The sequence below is a fragment of the Rhodoferax sp. RT4P68 genome (genome assembly GCF_056521305.1).
On record NZ_JBWMBB010000008.1, the window covers coordinates 267659 to 284485 of the forward strand.

Sequence of the window (16827 nt, forward strand, 5' to 3'; positions counted from 1 at the left end):
CTGAAGAGGCCGCTCTGAGCTCAAGGCGCAGGCAGAGATTCCTCGTCGCTTGCAAGCCTGCCCACAAGTTCCACGAACTTCGACACGAGCGGCGTCTCGCGCCGAGCAGACCAGGCGACGCTGAGGTCGAACCCGGCGTTCTCGTCGAGCAGTGGTACGGCTGCCAAGCCCGGGGGAAGGCTTGCAACGATCTCGGAGCCGTACAGCGTGATGCCCCTTCCCAGCACCACCAGCTGCATCAACAAGGCCGTGTCATTGGCTTCTTCAACGACCTTGGGAAGAAACCCCGCGCTGCGGCATACATCGTCGATCAGCGCAGCAAAGATCTTGAGCCGGGTCTGCCCTCCCACGACAAAAGGTTGCTCGGACAGTGCGTCCAGGCTCAGCGCGCGTCGCCGTGACAGCGGGTGGCTCTTGGCCATCAGCACGACGAACCGATCACGCCGCACCACGCGGTGCCGCAATGCGCCATGGCAAGCCGCCGTGAGCATGAAGGCGACGTCCAGCTGCCCCGCCGCCAGCAACGCGGAGCACTCTTCGGAGGTGCGCATGTACATCACGACGCGGGCGTCGGGCACCATGTCGCGAAACTGTGCCGCCATTGACGATGCGCAGACCGAGGCGATGCCTGCATAGCCGATGGTCAGCTCCCCCACGGTGCCCAGTTCGAACTGACGCGCATCGCGAACCGCCGCCGCCAGCTGGACAAAAGCCGCCTTGGCTTCACCGAACAGATGTTGCCCCGCTGGTGTGAACGACACACGGCGGGTGGTGCGCTCGAACAACCGGTACCCGAGCTCGGCCTCGAGCAACTGGATGGCCCGCGTGATGGCGGGTTGCGCAACGTGCAGCCGTTGCGATGCTTCGCGGAAATTCAGGCTCTCGCCAACCGCCAGGAAGTACCGCAAATGCGTGAGATTCGGAAGCCTCGCGATTGATGCCGACACGTGATCAACTTGCTTGAAACAGATATTGGACTGCCGGCAAAGCATCGTGTCAACTCAACTGTCTCAGCCCGGAGTGCACCGCGTCGGCAAGCCTTTGCAGACGCGGCAGCCTCCATCCAAAAGTCAGGAAACACGCATGTGGAAATCAAGATCCCCCGACTACTGTGTCAGCGGTTCGTCCGACACGACGGTCTATCTGTTGCACGGCACGTATGGCGGCAAGGAATACTGGCAGCCGCTGACCAGCAGGCTGGTGCGCGCCGGCTACCGTGTCGTGGCCTGGGATGCGCCGGGCTATGGCGTGAGCCCGATGGAGCCCGACTTCAGCATCGCCAACGCAGCGGCTGTGTGCGCGCGGCTGATCGCGACGACCGGAACGAAGCGCAATGTTGTCTTTGGGCACAGCATGGGCGGGCAGATCGCGCTGCGCCTCATGCAGTTGGTGCCGGGCCTCATCGACGGCTTCGCCATCTCGTGCTCGATCGGCTATCTGGCCAACCAGACGCCAGAGCAGAAAGAGAACTTCTACAAGCTGCGCGACAGCGAGGCGACCGACCCTGCCGAAGTCCAGCGAAAAAACCTGGAAGTGGTGTCCGCCATGATGGGGCCGGGCTCGTCCGGCCCTGATGTGGATCTGGTCAAGCGCGTCGGCGCTGCGACGCCTGCCCATGCCGTCAAGGGTTCGCTGCATGCGGTGCGCGCCAACACCGAGGAAGAGGTCGTCAGCATTCTGGCGTCCATCCGCGTCCCGTCGCTGTTCGTCGCTGGTGAGGTGGACACCACCGGCCATGCGGCGTCTGTCAAGCGCAATGCGGACCGGGTGGCCGGTAGCCAGTTCGCGGTTCTTTCGGGCTGCGGCCACTATCCCTGGGCGGAGTCTCCCGACGCGTTCTGGACGGTGCTAGAAGCGTTCCTCGGGCGCGTGAAGGGAACCGCCACCAGGAGCCACCCATGACCAAGACCATCCGCATCGGCGCTGGCTCCGCATGGTGGGGCGATCGCGTGGAGCCTGCCAGGCACAGTGCCGAACGGGGCAAGCTCGACTACCTTTGCTTCGAGACCATGGCCGAAGCCACGGTGTCGGCGGCGCAGGTACGCGCTCGGCGCGATCCGTCGTTCGAGGGGTATGACACCTACCTGGACGACCGCATGCAGGCGGTGCTGCCTGCGTGCATCGGCAACGGCACGCGCATCATCAGCAACCAGGGCTGGATCAACCCGGACGCGGCGGCCCGTCGCATCGTGTACTGGCTGCAGAAGTTCGGCCACAAAGGGGTGAAAGTCGCTTCAGTGAATGGCAGCCTGATCACCGACCGCGTGCTGGGCCTCACCGACAAGATCCTGGAGAGCGGGCTGCCGACATCCAGTCTTGCCCAGAACCTGATCTCGGCGGAGGCCTATCTCGGCGCAGAGCCCATCGTGCAAGCCCTGGCGCAGGGCGCGCAGATCGTCGTCACCGGGCGAATGGCCGACCCCTCGCTGTTCATGGCGCCGATGATGCATGAGTTCGGCTGGCAGCCGCAGGACTGGACGAAGCTGGGGCAGGGCATCGGCATCGGCCACCTGCTGGAGTGCGGCGCGCAGGTGACTGGCGGTTACTTCAGCGACCCGGGCTTCAAGGACGTGCCGGAGCCTTGGAACTTCGGCTTTCCCATCGCAGAGGTCGAGCCAGATGGCAGCACGGTGCTCACCAAGTTGAGCGACACCGGTGGCGAGATCAGTCTGCGCACGGTCAAGGAGCAGATGCTGTACGAAGTGCACGACCCCGCCAACTACCTGACACCGGACGTGGTGGTGGACTTCACCACCGCGCGGCTGGAGCAGGTCGGGCCTGACCGGGTGCGCGTCAGCGGCATTTCGGGCAAGCCGCGGACGCCGACATTGAAGGTGTCGATCGGCTGCACCGAAGGCTTCATCGGCGAGGACATGTTCTTCTACGCAGGGCCCGGCGCCTTGCGCAGGGCCGAGTTGGCCAGGAAGATCCTGCTAGAGCGCTTTCGCATTGTCGGCCTCGAAGCGGACGACATCCGCATCGACTTCCTCGGCCTCAACGCGATCCACGGGGCGGCCACGCCCTCGGATGCACCGGAGCCTTATGAGATCGCCGTGCGCGTCGCGGCACGTACCGCAACGCGGGAGCAGGCCACCAAGGTGGGCCGGGAAGTCGATGGGATGGCGGTCTCCGGTATCGCCCACACCGGCAAGCGCGTTCCACATGCAGACAGGACGCGCGAGGTAATCGGCGTGTGGTCGTCACTGGTGCCACGCGAGGCAGTGCCTGCTTCTGTCACCTACTTCGAAAGTTGAAACATGAAGGTCAAGCTCCAGCATGTCGCCCACGCGCGGTCGGGCGACAAGGGCGACACGTCCAACATCGCCGTGTTCGCGTTCGAGCCAGAGTTCTACCCGCTGCTGAAAGAACAGCTCACCGCCGAGCGGTTCAAGCGCCACTACAACGGCGTGATCAGCGGCGAGGTGATCCGCTACGAGGCCGCCAACATCGGCGCCTTCAACTTCGTCTGCCACGGGGCGCTGGGCGGCGGCGTGTCGCGCAGCCTCTGCCTGGACAACTACGGCAAGGCTTTGTCGGCAGCTGTGCTGGGGTTTGAGATCGAGGTGCCCGAGGCACTTGCGTCGAAGCTGCACGGACAGCATCTTTTGCCCATGGCGTGAGAGGGGGGGCAGGCGTGGACTGCTGGGCGGCCCGACTTCGTCGTACCCGGCCAGGCTGGCGGCGACCGCGGCGTGTGGTGCTCTGCGCAGGTCCTTCGCGACCTGAGGGGCGCATGCGGGCCGGCCCACGCCGCCGGCCGGCCGGGGGTGAGCGCAGCGCGCTGTGGAACGCATCCGTATAGTCCACACCGCCCCCACCCCCGGAGACCCCATGCCCGACCCGACCCCCTACACCCCGCCCACCGTCTGGACCTGGAACAAGGAGAACGGCGGCCGCTTCGCCAACATCAACCGGCCCATTGCCGGCGCCACGCACGAGAAGGACCTGCCGGTCGGCCAGCATCCGCTGCAGCTGTATTCCCTCGCCACGCCGAACGGTGTCAAGGTCACGGTCATGCTGGAGGAGCTGCTCGCGCTGGGCCACCAGGGCGCCGAGTACGACGCCTGGCTCATCAAGATCAACGAGGGCGAACAGTTCGGCAGCGGCTTCGTGGCGGCCAACCCCAATTCCAAGATCCCCGCGCTGTGGGACCGCAGCGGCGCCACGCCGGTGCGTGTGTTCGAGTCCGGCGCGATCCTGATGCACCTGGCCGAGAAGTTCGGCGCCTTCCTGCCCAGTGGCGGTGCGGCGCGTGCCGAGTGCCTGTCCTGGCTGTTCTGGCAGATGGGCAGCGCGCCGTTTCTGGGCGGGGGCTTCGGGCATTTCTACGCCTACGCGCCGACCAAGATCGAATACGCCATCGACCGCTACGCGATGGAGGCCAAGCGCCAGCTCGACGTGCTGGACCGGCGCCTGGCCGAGAGCGCCTACCTGGCGGGTGACGACTACACCATCGCCGACATGGCGGTCTGGCCCTGGTATGGCGCCATGGCCAAGGGCCAGCTGTACGAGGCTGGCGAGTTCCTGCAGGTGCAGACGTACACGAACGTGCTGCGCTGGACGGACGCCATCGCCGAACGCCCGGCCGCGCAACGCGGGCGCATGGTCAACCGCACCTGGGGCCAGCCCGCCAGCCAACTGCCCGAGCGGCATGCGGCCAGCGATTTCGAGACCCGCACCCAAGACCGCGTCGACCCTTCCTGAAAAAAGCACTCCCATGATCACGCTGTACGACTGCGCCACTGCACCCAGCCCGCGCCGCGCCCGCATCCTGCTGGCCGAAAAGGGTGTGGACCACACCACGGTGCAGGTCGATCTGCGCGCCGGCGAGCAGCTCGGCGAGGCCTTTCGCCGCCTCAACCCGCAGTGCACCGTGCCCGTGCTGCAGGGCGACGACGGCGCGGTGCTGACGGACAACGCGGCCATCATCGCCTGGGTGGAGGCGCGCTTTCCCGAGCCGCCGTTGCTGGGGCGCACGCCCACAGAGAAGGCGGCGGTCGCCAGCTGGAACTGGCGCGTCGAATTCGAAGGCCTGATGGCGGTGGCCGAGGCGCTGCGCAACAGCGCGCCCGCCATGGCCAACCGGGCGCTGCCCGGGCCGCTGGACTATCCGCAGATCCCCGCACTGGCAGAACGTGGTCTGCTGCGGGTGCAGCAGTTCTTCACGATGCTGGACGCGCGGCTGGCCACCAGCGCCTGCGTGGCGGGCGATGCCTTCAGCGTGGCCGACATCACGGCCGTGGTGGCGGTGGACTTCGCGCGTGTCGTCAAGTGCAAGCCAGGCGATGCCCACCCGCACCTGCTGCGCTGGCGTGCCGACATGGCGCAGCGCCCTTCGATGGCGTAGGGCTGCGTGGGCGCCCGCTCAGGGGCACAAGCAATCGGGGCGGTACATCAAATGTTGTAGGTGACCGTTTCCGCATTGTGAATAATGGGCTGTAACTATTTACATAGCGAGCTTTTGAGATCAAATGCCGCGCTTCAAGGCATGGCATTAGCTGCATCGGTAGCGCATCGGCTGGGCGCCTGTTCGCTTGCGAAACAAATGACTTTGAGTATTGAGTTGGATCCCGGACGATCTACGTTGCCTCTTTGACTCCGACTGAGACTATCCCGCCCATGCCTGCGCCCGCGCAAGCCCGCCCCACCGCGGGCGCAGGCTTACGCGCGCTGCCCGTCTGGCGGGGCCGGTGGAGCTTGCGGGTGATGCTGGCGCTGGCGCTCGTCGTGGTGATGGTGGTGCTGACCGTCGCCTTGATGCGCATCGCCTTCGACCGCTTCGAGACCATGGCGCACGAGAGCGCGCGTGCCCTCGCCGTGCAGCAGGTACGCCAGGGTGGCGAGCGGATGGCCGCGCTGGTGTTGCGCGCCCGCAACGTGGTGGAGGTCACCGCCCGCATGGGCTTGGTGGACCCTGAACGCGACGACGCGCAGGGCCTGCTGGAGCGCCGCTGGATCGTGGCCCTGGAGGTCATCAGCGATCTGCGCACTCTGCACATGACCCTGCGCGATGGCCGCTTTTTCCAGGTGCTGGCGCTGCGCGGTGACGAAGCCGCCCGGGCCGCACTCGGGGCGCCGGCTGGCACCCGCTTTGCCAGCCGCGCGCTCGCGCCAGTTGCGGGCGGGGGGCCGCGCCGCGAGTCCTGGCGCTTCCTGGGTGGCGTTGGCCAACTGTTGGGTGTGCGTGAGGGCGACGCCACATTCGACGCCCGCTCCGGCCCCGGCTACGCGGCGGCCCTGGCGCGCGACGCGATCGTGCTGACGCAGCCCGGCCTGCTGCCGACCACGCAGGCCCTGGGGCCGACGCAGGCACGGGGCATCACCATGGCACGCCACCTGGCGGACGGCACGGGCGTGCTGGCGGCCGACATCGCGCTGGGCGATCTGGGCCGGCTGTTCGGGGGCCTGGTGGCGGCGCCGCTGTCAGTCACGGCGCTGGTCGACCCGCAGAACCAGCTGGTGGCGGGCGTGGCCGGTGAGGGCGCAAGCCTGGCCTGGGGCGGCCAGCCCCTGGTGGCACTGAGTGCGAGCGGCGACGTGGGCCTGTTGGCCATGGCCGGCTGGCCCAGCGGCCTCACCAAGATCGAGGTTGCCGACGTGGCGGGCGAGCCTGTGGTGTTGGCCCAGACCAGCGTGGAACTGGTGCCCGGCGAGCGCTGGCGGGTGCTGTCGTATGCGCCGCTGTCTGGCTCGCTCAGCCTGATGCGCGAGGCCCGCAACGACATGGCCAGCTTCGGCGCCGTGGCGCTGCTGGTGGCCCTGTTGCTGGCGCTGCTCGGCACGGGGCGCATCGTCTCGGGCCTGCGCGCGCTGGCCGACGATGCGGCGCGCATCCGCGCGCTCGATTTCAGCCCCACGCCGCGCGTGCACTCGCGGCTGAGCGAGATCGATGCGCTGGGGGCCGCCCACGCGGTCATGAAGGATTCGATCCGTGAGGGCACGCAGGCGCTGGAGAACTCGCGTGCGCATCTGGAATACCTGATCGGCGCCGGCCTGGCGATGTCGCGCGAGCGCGACCGCATGGGCCTGTTGCAGCAGATCCTTTGGGGCGCACGCCAGTTGACGCAGTGTGAAGCCGGCACGCTGTACATCGTGACCGAGCAGCGCACGCTGCGCTTTGCGCTGCGCACGCGCGACGATGCGCTGCCTGCCACCGAGATCGCGCTGTTGGACGCCCAGGGGCGCGAGAACGCGCACTTCGTCTCGGCCTTCGTGGCTTTGCGCAACACGCCGGTGGTGATCGACGATGTCTATGCGGACACGCGCTTCGACTTCAGTGGCACGCGCAGCTTCGACCAGCGCTCGGGCTACCGCACGGTCTCGATGCTGGCGCTGCCACTGGCGCCGCGCGAGGGCGAGGTCATCGGCGTGCTGCAGCTGATGAACGCGCTGGACCCAGTGACCGGCAAGGTCACCGGCTTCAGCGAGGAGGCGGTGCGCCTGGCCTCGGCTCTGGCGGCGCAGGCGGCCGTCTCGCTGGACAACCACCAGCTGGTGCAGTCGCAGTCGGCCCTGGTGGATTCCATGGTGCAGCTGCTGGCCGGCGCCATCGATGCCAAGAGCCCCTACACCGGCGGCCACTGCGCGCGCGTGCCCGAGCTGGCCTTCATGCTGGCCGAGGAGGCCACGCGCGTGACAGAAGGCCCTCTTGCCGACTTCCGCTTCGAGACGCCCGAACAATGGCGCGAGTTCCGCATCGGCGCCTGGCTGCACGACTGCGGCAAGGTCACCACGCCCGAATACGTGGTCGACAAGGCCACCAAGCTGGAGACCATCTACGACCGCATCCACGAGATCCGCACCCGCTTCGAGGTGCTGTGGCGCGATGCCGAGATCGACTTTCTGAGCGCCTGCCTGGACGGTGCGGACCGCGCCGAGGCACTGGCCGCACGCGATGCGCGCCGCGCCCGGCTGCGGGAGGATTTCGCGTTCGTTGCCGAGTGCAACCTGGGGGCGGAATACATGGTGCCCGAGCACGTGGCGCGGCTGCGCAGCATCGGCGCGCAGACCTGGTCGCGCCACTTCGACGACCGCCTGGGCCTGAGCCATGGCGCGCAGGCAGTGCTGCGCGAGGTGCCCCACCAGCCGCCGCCGGTGCTGGAGAAGCTGCTGGACGACAAGCCGCAGCACCGCGTGGCGCGGCCGCTGAGTGCGGCCGACGATCCGCGCTTCGGCTTCAACATGCCCGTGCCTGAACTGCTCTACAACCATGGCGAGCTGCACAACCTGTCCGTCAGCCGCGGCACGCTGACGACCGAGGAGCGCTACAAGGTCAACGAGCACATCACGCAGACCATCATGATGCTGGATGCCATGGCCTTCCCCGACAACCTGCGCCGCGTGCCCGAGTACGCCGGCACACACCACGAGACGCTGACCGGCAAGGGCTACCCGCGCGGGCTGGGCGCGGCCGAGCTGTCGGTGCCGGCGCGCATCATGGCCGTGGCCGACATCTTCGAGGCGCTGACGGCCTCGGACCGGCCGTACAAGAAGTCCAAGAGCCTGTCCGAGGCGGTGGAGATCCTGTGGGGCTTCAAGCGGCGCGGCCACATCGACCCGGACGTGTTCGACCTGTTCCTGACATCCGGTGTCTACCTGCGCTTTGCCGAGCGTTTCCTGAGCCCGGAGCTGATCGACCACGTCGAGATCAGCGGCTACCTGGGGCCGTCCCCGCCGTGGCGGCCGTATGCCACGGCACCAGAGGCGACGGCGGCGAGCTGAAGCTGGGCCCCGACCTCTCGGGCAGACCGATGCGCAGACCGTCAGCCCGCACGCCTTGCGCTGCCGACATCCGCTAGCATCGCCCCCGCATGCCAGCCAATTCGATACTGAGCATGCGTTATCATTAGAGGCATCAGGCGGCTCCCACCCAGAGCCGCCTTCTTCTTTTTCTGGATGACGCAATGGACCTGATCGGTATCCTCATCGCCACGCTGGTAGCCGGCGTCGGCAGCGTGTGGCTGGCGGCTTTGGTCCTGCGGCTGGCCAACCGCTCGCAAGTGCTGGTCGGCGGGCGGTACCTGCTGAGCCTGGCGGCCGGCGCGCTGTTGGCTACGGCATTCATGCATTTGCTGCCCGAGGCCTTCGAGAGCACCGCCAAGCCGAGCGTGCTGTTCAGCGTTCTGCTGGGCGGGCTGGTGGTGTTCTTCCTGCTCGACAAGGTGGAGCTGTGGCACCACGGCCACGAGCATGCGCACGAGCCGGTTGGCTCCATCCACGCACCCCCGCATCTGCATTCGGACGGCCATGGCCACGCCGATGCGCACCATGGCCATGCGCACGGCCATGCCAATGCCCACAGCCACGCCCATGGCCATGCGCACCCCCAGCGCGGCGGTGCCTGGGCGGTGCTGGCCGGCGACAGCCTGCACTGTTTCGGCGACGGCATCGTGATCGCCTCGGCCTTCGCGGCCGACCCGGCGCTGGGTGTGGTGGCGGCGCTATCCGTGCTGGCGCACGAGGTGCCGCACCACATCGGCGATCTGGTGGTGCTGAACGCGGCGGGGCAGGGCGCGTCGCGCTCGGCGGTGGTCAAGCTGTCGCTGGCCGGGTTGGTGACGGCGCTGGGCGGCGTCGTCGGCTGGTGGCTGCTGGATCAGGTGGGGGACTGGCTGCCCTATTTTCTGGTGGCGGCCGCCAGCAGCTTTGTCTACGTGGCGCTGGCCGATTTGATCCCGCAGTTGCAAGTCCGCATGACGAAGACGCAAACGGCCATACAGGTCGGCTGGCTGGTGGTCGGCATCGCCGTGGTCACGCTGGTCAGCCAGGTCGTGCACAGCGGGCATGACCACGCGCATGGGCACGGCCGGCCGGCCATTGCCACACAGGATGCGGTTGATGGTCATGCGCACGACGCCGACCACGGCGACCATGCGGGGCATGACCATGGTGCTGCACGGCCTGCACGCGTCCCGGCACTGCCCGGTTCACCCGCCTCGGCCCCGCAGTAGCAGGAACCACACAGCCCGCCGCGTGTCCGATGGCGCGTGGCTTGATGGAGGAACGATCGAATGAACCTGTCCGAAGCGGTGCGCCGCTGCTGCAGACCGACGGCCTTGCTGGCGTGGGGCGCATGCGCTGCCGTCGCCGCCCAGGCGCAGGCGCAGACGCATGCCCATGCGCATGGCGCGTTGGCGCTGGACGTGGCCGTTGACGCCAAGACCATCGTGCTGCAGCTGGATGCGCCGCTGCACGATCTGGTCGGCTTCGAGCGCGCACCGCGTTCGGTGGCCGAGCGCGGGCGCGTCACGGCCCTCGTCGAGCAGATGAAGGCGGCCGACAAGCTGTTCGTGCCCGACCCTGCCGGCCGTTGCCGGCTGGGTGATGTGACGCTGGACTCGGCCGTTCTGGGCCTGGGCGCCAGCGCGCAGGCGGCGGCGTCGGCGCCCAAGGATGCGCCGGCTTCCGAGCATGCCGAGCTGGCCGTCAGCGTCCGCTTCGATTGCGAGCGGGCGGATGCGGCGCGCTTCGTCGACGTGAAGTTGTTCGACGCCTTCAAGGGCGTGCAGACGGTCCGCGCCCAGGTCGCGGGGCCACGTGGCCAGCTCGCCCGCAGCCTGCGCCGCGGCGCGGCGCGGTTGCCGCTGGATGCAGCGTCGCGCTGACATGACACAGCCCCGTTCCTCGTCCGCTGCCCCCTGCGTTCAAAGCGGTGACGCCGTCCTGTCGGTGCATGACCTGCGCTTCGCCTGGCCCGGTGGTGCCGGTGACGTGCTGGACATCGCCGGCTTCGACGTCGCCGCTGGCGAGACCGTCTTTCTGCACGGCCCCAGCGGCTGCGGCAAGAGCAGCCTGCTGGCGCTGCTGGCCGGCGTGCTGCTGCCGCGCCAGGGCCAGGTGCGCCTGGCCGGGCGCGACTGGCAGGCCATGGGCCGTGCCGCGCGCGACCGCTGGCGCGTGGACCACGTGGGCTACATCTTCCAGCAGTTCAACCTGCTGCCCTATCTGAGCGTGCGCGACAACGTGCTGCTGCCCTGCCGCTTCTCGGCCAGCCGGCGCGACGCGGCCCGTGCGCGCGGTGGCTCGCCGCAGGCCGAGGCCGAACGCTGGCTGGCTGCCGTCGGTCTGGCGCCTGCGCTGTGGCGGCGCACGCCGGGCACGCTGTCGGTGGGCCAGCAGCAGCGCGTGGCGGCAGCGCGTGCGCTGATCGGCGCGCCGGCGCTGGTCATCGCCGACGAGCCCACCTCGGCGCTGGACGAAGACCTGCGCAATGCCTTCGTCGACCTGCTGCTGGCCGCCTGCCACGAGACGCGCAGCGCGCTGGTGTTCGTCAGCCACGACCGGCGCATCGCCGCGCGCTTTGGCCGTCAGCTGGCGCTGCCCGCGCTGAACCGTGCGCACGCCGGGGCCGCCGGATGAAGGCCTTTCTCATCAGCCTGGCGCTGCAGAGCGCCTGGAACCGGCGCTTCACGCTGGGCCTGACGGTGCTGTCGATCGCGCTGTCCACCTTCATGCTGCTGGGCGTGGAGCGCATCCGCAGCGATGTGCAGGACAGCTTCTCGTCCGCCGTTTCGGGCACGGACCTGATCGTCGGCCCGCGCACCGGCGCCATCCAGCTGCTGCTGTATTCGGTGTTCCACGTCGGCACGCCCAGCAACAACATCCGCTGGAGCACGGTGCAGGCGCTGCAATCGCAAAGCGCCGTGGCCTGGGTGGTGCCGCTGTCGCTGGGCGATTCGCACCGCGGCCACCCGGTCATCGGCACCAGCGCCGGCATCTTCGAGCACTTTCGCCATGGCGAGCGTGAGCCGCTGCGTTTCGCGCAGGGCCGGGGGTTCGAGGCTTTGTTCGACACCGTGGTCGGCGCCGAGGTCGCAGAGCGCCTGGGCTATGCAACGGGTGAGCGCATCACGCTGGCGCATGGCACGGGCGAGCTGCAGGTGGCCGACCATGCGGACAAGCCCTTCACCGTCGTCGGCGTGCTGGCGCGCACCGGCACGCCGCTGGACCGCAGCGTGCTGATCGGCCTGCCGGCGATGGAGGCGCTGCACGCCGACTGGATCGGCGGCATGCGCCTGCCCGGTGCCCCCCCGGTGGCGCTGGACGAGGCCCGGCTGCAGCCGCGCGCCGTCACCGCCGCGCTGGTGGGGCTGAAGAGCCGGGCCGCCGTGTTCTCGGTGCAGCGCTGGGTCAACGGCTTTGCGGCCGAGCCGGTGATGGCCATCCTGCCCGGCGTCGCCATGGACGAGCTGTGGCGCGTGATCGGCCCCGGCGAGCAGGCGCTGCTGCTGATGTCCGGCCTGGTCGCGCTGGTCAGCATGGCTGGCCTGATGGCCGTGGTGCTGGCCAGCCTGAACGAGCGGCGGCGCGAGCTGGCCGTGCTGCGCACCGTGGGCGCCAGCCCCTGGCATGTGCTGGCGCTGCTGGCGCTGGAGGGCCTGTGGGTCACGCTGGCCGGCCTGGCGCTGGGCCTGGCGGCGCTGGCGCTGGCCGTCCTGGCCGCAGCGCCCTGGCTGCAGTCGACCTGGGGCCTGCGCCTGCAGCTGGCCGCGCCGACCGCGTTGCAATGGTGGCTGCTGGCTGGCCTGCTGGGCGCGGGGCTGTTGGCCAGCGTGCTGCCCGGCTGGCGCGCGTACCGCCTATCCTTGGCCGATGGCCTCTCGCCACGAACATGAAGTGGAGCAATGACATGACGAACAAGCCGATGAATTTCTCGACCCGCCGCCACTGGCTGGGCATGGCGCTGGCCCTGGCTGCGGCCGGCCCGGTGGCCGCGCAGACCTTCCAGGAGATCGACTGGATGCAGCTGGTGCCCAAGGGTTGGGACCCGGCCAAGGACCTGCAGAACGCGCAGGGCGAGGGCGGCCAGGGGCTGGCCGGCCTCAGCGACACCGACCCGCGCGCCCAGCAGATGCTGGAGGCCTTGCGCAAGGCCTGGGACAACGCGCCCACCGTGCCCGAGATGGCTGGCCGCCAGGTGAAGCTGCCGGGCTACCTGGTGCCGCTGGAGGAGGGCAAGGACGGCATCCGCGAGTTCCTGCTGGTGCCGTATTTCGGCGCCTGCATCCACACGCCGCCGCCGCCGTCCAACCAGATCGTGCATGCACGCTCGTCCAAGCCGATCAAGGGCCTGCGCAGCATGGACGCGGTCTGGGCCAGCGGCCGGCTGCTGGTGGAGCGTTCGGACTCGGGCATGGGCGTGGCCAGCTACGCACTGCAGATCGAACGCGTCGTTCCCTACAAATAGGCCGGCAGCGCTCGATCCGCGACATGGAACGCAGCTCCCGCCAACGCGACGCGATCCGCCAGGCTCTGGAACAAGCCGGCCGGCCGCTGTTGCCCACCGAGATCCTCGCCGCCGCACAGGCCGAGGTGCCGGCCCTGGGCATCGCCACGGTCTACCGCAACCTCAAGCAGCTGGCCGAGGCTGGCGAGGTGCAGACCGTCGAGCTGCCCGGCGCCGCACCGCGCTTCGAGCCCGGCGGGCACCACCACCACCATCATTTCAGCTGCAACAGTTGTCAGCGGGTGTTCGACGTGCATGCCTGCCCCGGCGACATGCACAAGCTGGCGCCGGCTGGCTTCACGGTGGAACGCCATGAACTGACGCTCTACGGGCGCTGCGGCGACTGCTCGGCCGCCGGCCCGGCTGGCACCAGCCGCGCGACCCGCACGGCCAGCACGGCCGCGCCTATCCGCACTACCAGTGCCACTCGCACGACCCGCACGGCCAGCCCCGCCAGCCCCGCCAGCGGGCCCGCCGCCCGCCGGCGTTGACGCGCGGACAGCACCGCGCGCAGGACTGGTGCCGGCGCGTCCACCCCTGCGCGCAGCCGGTCAGGGCACCGTGAGGAATACGCCCGTTTTTCAGCCGTTGTCCCACAATGGGCGGACGTCTCACTGGTCACAATGGCTCGTGGTCGCCTATCCTGTAAAGGGCAATCGGTCGACATTCAGGAGGTTCGTATGAACAACTTGCGCGTGTGGTCAAGCCTTGGCGCCATGGCGCTGGTGGGCAGCGCGGCGCTCGCACAGACGGGCGGGTCCTACGAGCTGCGCGGTGCTGCCTGGATGCCGGCTGGAGTGCAGCCCTATGCCGGTGTGAACCTCGGCCCGTCCCGCTACCGGCTGGACTGCGGCGTCGGCGGCTGCAACCAGCCCAGCATGGCCGGTCAGGGCTATGTCGGGGGCATGTTCAACCGTTACATGGGCGCCGAGATGGGCTACGTGAACATGGGCGAGGCCGGGCGCGGCGGTGGCGACACGCGGGCCGAGGGCTTCAACCTGAGCCTGGTGGGCCGCGCGCCGGTCGGCTGGGGCCTGGGCGTGTTCGGCCGCGTCGGCACCACCTGGGGCCGCACGCGTGTCGATGGGCCGCCGGGCGGCGGCATCGCCACCGGGCGCGCCAGCGGGTGGGGCCCGTCCTACGGCCTGGGTGTCGATTGGGCGTTCACGGACAAGTGGTCGGCCGTGCTCGACTGGCAGCGCCACCGCTTCGATTTCGCAGGCGACGAGAACGCCTGGGTCCGGTCCACCAGCGTGGGCCTCAAGTACAAATTCTGAACATGCAAACACCTCGCGTTGGAGCCCCGATGACCGCCACCAGCCTCTTGTATGTCGAAGACAACGAGGATTTGCGCGAATCCATCACCATGGTGCTGGAAGCGCCGCAGCGCGACATCACCGCCTGCGCCACCGGCGAGGAAGCGCTGGCCGCGCTGGCGCGCGGCAGCGTCGACGTGCTGCTGACCGATGTCGGGCTGCCCGGCATCAGCGGCATCGACCTGGCGCGCCGCGTGCTCGCCGAGAAACCCGAGCAGTGGGTGGTGCTCTGCTCCGGCTACGACATGCGCGCCGAACTGGCGTCGCTGGGCCCCAACGTGCGGGCCCTGACCAAGCCGTTCGAGCTGGACGCGCTGGAGAGCTTGCTGGACGACATCACCCAGGCCCTGCCGGGCCGCTGAACCGCAGCCGCTGCACCCGGACGCTGAAGTCGGGCGCTGAACCTCAGGCGCTGGTCGGCGCGGCATCCGGCCGCTGCATCCCGGCGCATCAGCCCTGCCGCCACGCTGTCGCGAGCGCTCCCCCTCCTCTTTTTTGATCGTTCGGGCCAACGCGTAGCAGCGGTTGGGCCATCGCCCTGCGAGCCCTGCCTGCCTAGACTTGCCCACCAGCGTCGTGGCGTTCCCTTCTTCGGGCGTGCCACCCATCTTGGCAGGCAAAAGGAGGCAGCACATGCAGCGCAACGTCTACATCGCCGGGGTCGGCATGATCCCATTCACCAAGCCGGGCAAGAGCGAGCTCTACACCGTGATGGGCGCCCGCGCCGCCGAGCAGGCGCTCAAGGACGCCGGCGTGCCCTACGACGCCGTGCAGCAGGCCTATGTCAGTTACGTCTACGGTGATTCCACCGCCGGGCAGGCCGCCATCTACCGCGTGGGCCTCACTGGCATCCCGGTGTTCAACCTGAACAACAACTGCTCCAGCGGCTCGTCGGCGTTGTTCCTGGCGCGCCAGGCGGTGGAAAGCGGCATCGCCGAATGCGCCATCGCGCTGGGCTTCGAGCAGATGGTGCCGGGCGCACTGAAGGGCGCCTACGACGACCGCCCTTCGCCCATGGCGCGCTTCGCCGAGGTCATGCAGGAGCTGCAGGGTTTCGAGCCCGACAAGCCGCGCGCGGCGCAGTTTTTCGGCGGCGCCGGGCGTGACTACATGCAGCAGTACGGCATCCGCGCCGACACCTTCGGCCGCATCTCGGTCAAGGCGCGCCAGCACGCCGCGCGCAACCCGCTGGCGGTGTTCCGCGACACCGTGACACTGGAGGAAGTGATGGCCTCGCCGGCCGTGTTCGACCCGCTCACGCGGCTGCAGTGCTGCCCGCCGACCTGCGGCGCGGCCGCCGCCATCGTGTGTTCGGAAGACTTCGCCAAGAAGCACGGCATCGCGCTCAAGGTGCGCATCGCCGCGCAGTCGATGACCACCGACACGCCCAGCACCTTTGCCAGCGGCGACATGCGCCGCGTGGTCGGCTACGACATGACGGCGGCCGCTGCGAAGCAGGTGTACGAGGCAGCCGGCGTCGGCCCCGACGACCTGGACGTGGTCGAGCTGCACGACTGCTTCACGGCCAACGAACTCATCACCTACGAAGGCCTGGGGTTGACGCCCGAGGGCACGGCCGAGAAGTTCATCGTCGATGGGGACAACACCTACGGCGGCAAGGTGGTGACGAACCCTTCGGGCGGCCTGTTGTCCAAGGGCCACCCGCTGGGCGCCACGGGCCTGGCGCAGTGCTATGAGCTCACGCACCAGCTGCGCGGCACAGCCGACCAACGCCAGGTGGAAGGCGCGCGGCTGGCGCTGCAGCACAACCTGGGGCTGGGCGGCGCCTGCGTCGTCACGCTGTACGAGCGCGTTTGATTCGGTGGGGCAAGCATGATCGACAAGAAATACATCGGCCACACGCAGCCGGCTTTCTCGGTGGCGGTGGAGGCCTCGCGCCTGCGCTTCTTCGCCAAGGCCACGGGCCAGACGGACGCCGTGTATCTGGACGAATCCGCCGCGCGCGACGCCGGCCACCCGGCGCTGCCGGTGCCACCCACCTTCCTGTTCTGCCTGGAAATGGAGTCGCCCGACCCGGCCGCGCTGCGCAACCTGCTGGGGCTGGACTACCGGCGCCTGCTGCACGGCGAGCAGCGCTTCACCTACCACCGCATGGCCTACGTCGGCGACACGCTGACCTTCGCGCAGCGCATCGAAGACATCTACGACAAGAAGGGCGGCGCACTGGAGTTCGTCGTGCGCGTGACACGTGTGACGAACCAGCACGGCGAACATGTCGCCGATCTCCAGGGCGTGACCGTGATGCGCAACGGATGAACAGACAAG

Annotated in this window: 16 protein-coding genes and 1 pseudogene; 16 read left to right on the forward strand and 1 reads right to left on the reverse strand. The window is 68.9% G+C overall.

From position 1 onward, the window contains the following. Positions 1-20: 20 nt before the first annotated feature. Positions 21-947, reverse strand: coding sequence for a LysR family transcriptional regulator (locus AC099J_RS18770; protein ID WP_479616800.1), 927 nt, complete (start codon positions 945-947; stop codon positions 21-23). A 73-nt stretch (positions 948-1020) separates the two neighbouring features. Here AC099J_RS18770 and AC099J_RS18775 point away from each other — a divergent pair, with 73 nt between their 5' ends. From AC099J_RS18775 to AC099J_RS18850, 16 genes and pseudogenes are all read left to right on the forward strand, one after another. Further along, on the forward strand, positions 1021-1902 hold the full coding sequence (locus tag AC099J_RS18775) for an alpha/beta fold hydrolase (protein WP_479616801.1): 882 nt from the start codon (positions 1021-1023) through the stop codon (positions 1900-1902). After that, a complete protein-coding gene (locus AC099J_RS18780) occupies positions 1899-3254 on the forward strand; it encodes an acyclic terpene utilization AtuA family protein (protein WP_479616802.1) in 1356 nt (451 codons plus the stop codon). Before AC099J_RS18775 ends, AC099J_RS18780 begins: the two co-directional genes overlap by 4 nt. Positions 3255-3257: 3 nt before the next feature. Further along, the gene (locus AC099J_RS18785; RefSeq protein WP_479616803.1) at positions 3258-3620 is read left to right on the forward strand and encodes an AtuA-related protein; all 363 of its coding nucleotides are present in this window, start codon (positions 3258-3260) and stop codon (positions 3618-3620) included. 211 nt (positions 3621-3831) lie between these two features. Continuing rightward, complete coding sequence (yghU, locus tag AC099J_RS18790) at positions 3832-4704, forward strand: glutathione-dependent disulfide-bond oxidoreductase (protein ID WP_479616804.1); 873 nt, start codon at positions 3832-3834, stop codon at positions 4702-4704. A gap of 13 nt (positions 4705-4717) precedes the next feature. Then, positions 4718-5347 (forward strand): glutathione S-transferase family protein, encoded by a 630-nt coding sequence (locus AC099J_RS18795; RefSeq protein WP_479616805.1) that lies wholly within the window; start codon positions 4718-4720, stop codon positions 5345-5347. Between the two features lie 272 nt (positions 5348-5619). Continuing rightward, positions 5620-8721 carry an HD domain-containing phosphohydrolase gene (locus AC099J_RS18800; RefSeq protein ID WP_479616806.1) on the forward strand — a complete coding sequence of 1034 codons (3102 nt, stop codon included), beginning with the start codon at positions 5620-5622 and terminating at the stop codon, positions 8719-8721. Positions 8722-8903: 182 nt separating this feature from the next. Then, complete coding sequence (locus tag AC099J_RS18805) at positions 8904-9950, forward strand: ZIP family metal transporter (protein WP_479616807.1); 1047 nt, start codon at positions 8904-8906, stop codon at positions 9948-9950. A 60-nt stretch (positions 9951-10010) separates the two neighbouring features. After that, a complete protein-coding gene (locus tag AC099J_RS18810) occupies positions 10011-10604 on the forward strand; it encodes a ZrgA family zinc uptake protein (protein ID WP_479616808.1) in 594 nt (197 codons plus the stop codon). 1 nt (position 10605) lies between these two features. Next, positions 10606-11358 carry an ABC transporter ATP-binding protein gene (locus AC099J_RS18815; RefSeq protein ID WP_479616809.1) on the forward strand — a complete coding sequence of 251 codons (753 nt, stop codon included), beginning with the start codon at positions 10606-10608 and terminating at the stop codon, positions 11356-11358. Next, a complete protein-coding gene (locus AC099J_RS18820; protein WP_479616810.1) occupies positions 11355-12614 on the forward strand; it encodes an ABC transporter permease in 1260 nt (419 codons plus the stop codon). Before AC099J_RS18815 ends, AC099J_RS18820 begins: the two co-directional genes overlap by 4 nt. Before the next feature lie 14 nt (positions 12615-12628). Further along, complete coding sequence (locus AC099J_RS18825; protein WP_479616811.1) at positions 12629-13186, forward strand: DUF3299 domain-containing protein; 558 nt, start codon at positions 12629-12631, stop codon at positions 13184-13186. 23 nt (positions 13187-13209) lie between these two features. Then, positions 13210-13578, forward strand: a pseudogene (locus AC099J_RS18830) (Fur family transcriptional regulator); the annotation flags it as partial. Between the two features lie 327 nt (positions 13579-13905). Next, positions 13906-14502 carry an outer membrane beta-barrel protein gene (locus AC099J_RS18835; RefSeq protein ID WP_479616812.1) on the forward strand — a complete coding sequence of 199 codons (597 nt, stop codon included), beginning with the start codon at positions 13906-13908 and terminating at the stop codon, positions 14500-14502. A 29-nt stretch (positions 14503-14531) separates the two neighbouring features. Beyond that, a complete protein-coding gene (locus AC099J_RS18840) occupies positions 14532-14903 on the forward strand; it encodes a response regulator (protein ID WP_479616813.1) in 372 nt (123 codons plus the stop codon). 271 nt (positions 14904-15174) lie between these two features. After that, the gene (locus tag AC099J_RS18845; protein WP_479616814.1) at positions 15175-16359 is read left to right on the forward strand and encodes a lipid-transfer protein; all 1185 of its coding nucleotides are present in this window, start codon (positions 15175-15177) and stop codon (positions 16357-16359) included. A 15-nt stretch (positions 16360-16374) separates the two neighbouring features. Continuing rightward, positions 16375-16818 carry a MaoC family dehydratase N-terminal domain-containing protein gene (locus tag AC099J_RS18850; protein ID WP_479616815.1) on the forward strand — a complete coding sequence of 148 codons (444 nt, stop codon included), beginning with the start codon at positions 16375-16377 and terminating at the stop codon, positions 16816-16818. The last annotated feature ends 9 nt before the right edge of the window (positions 16819-16827 follow it).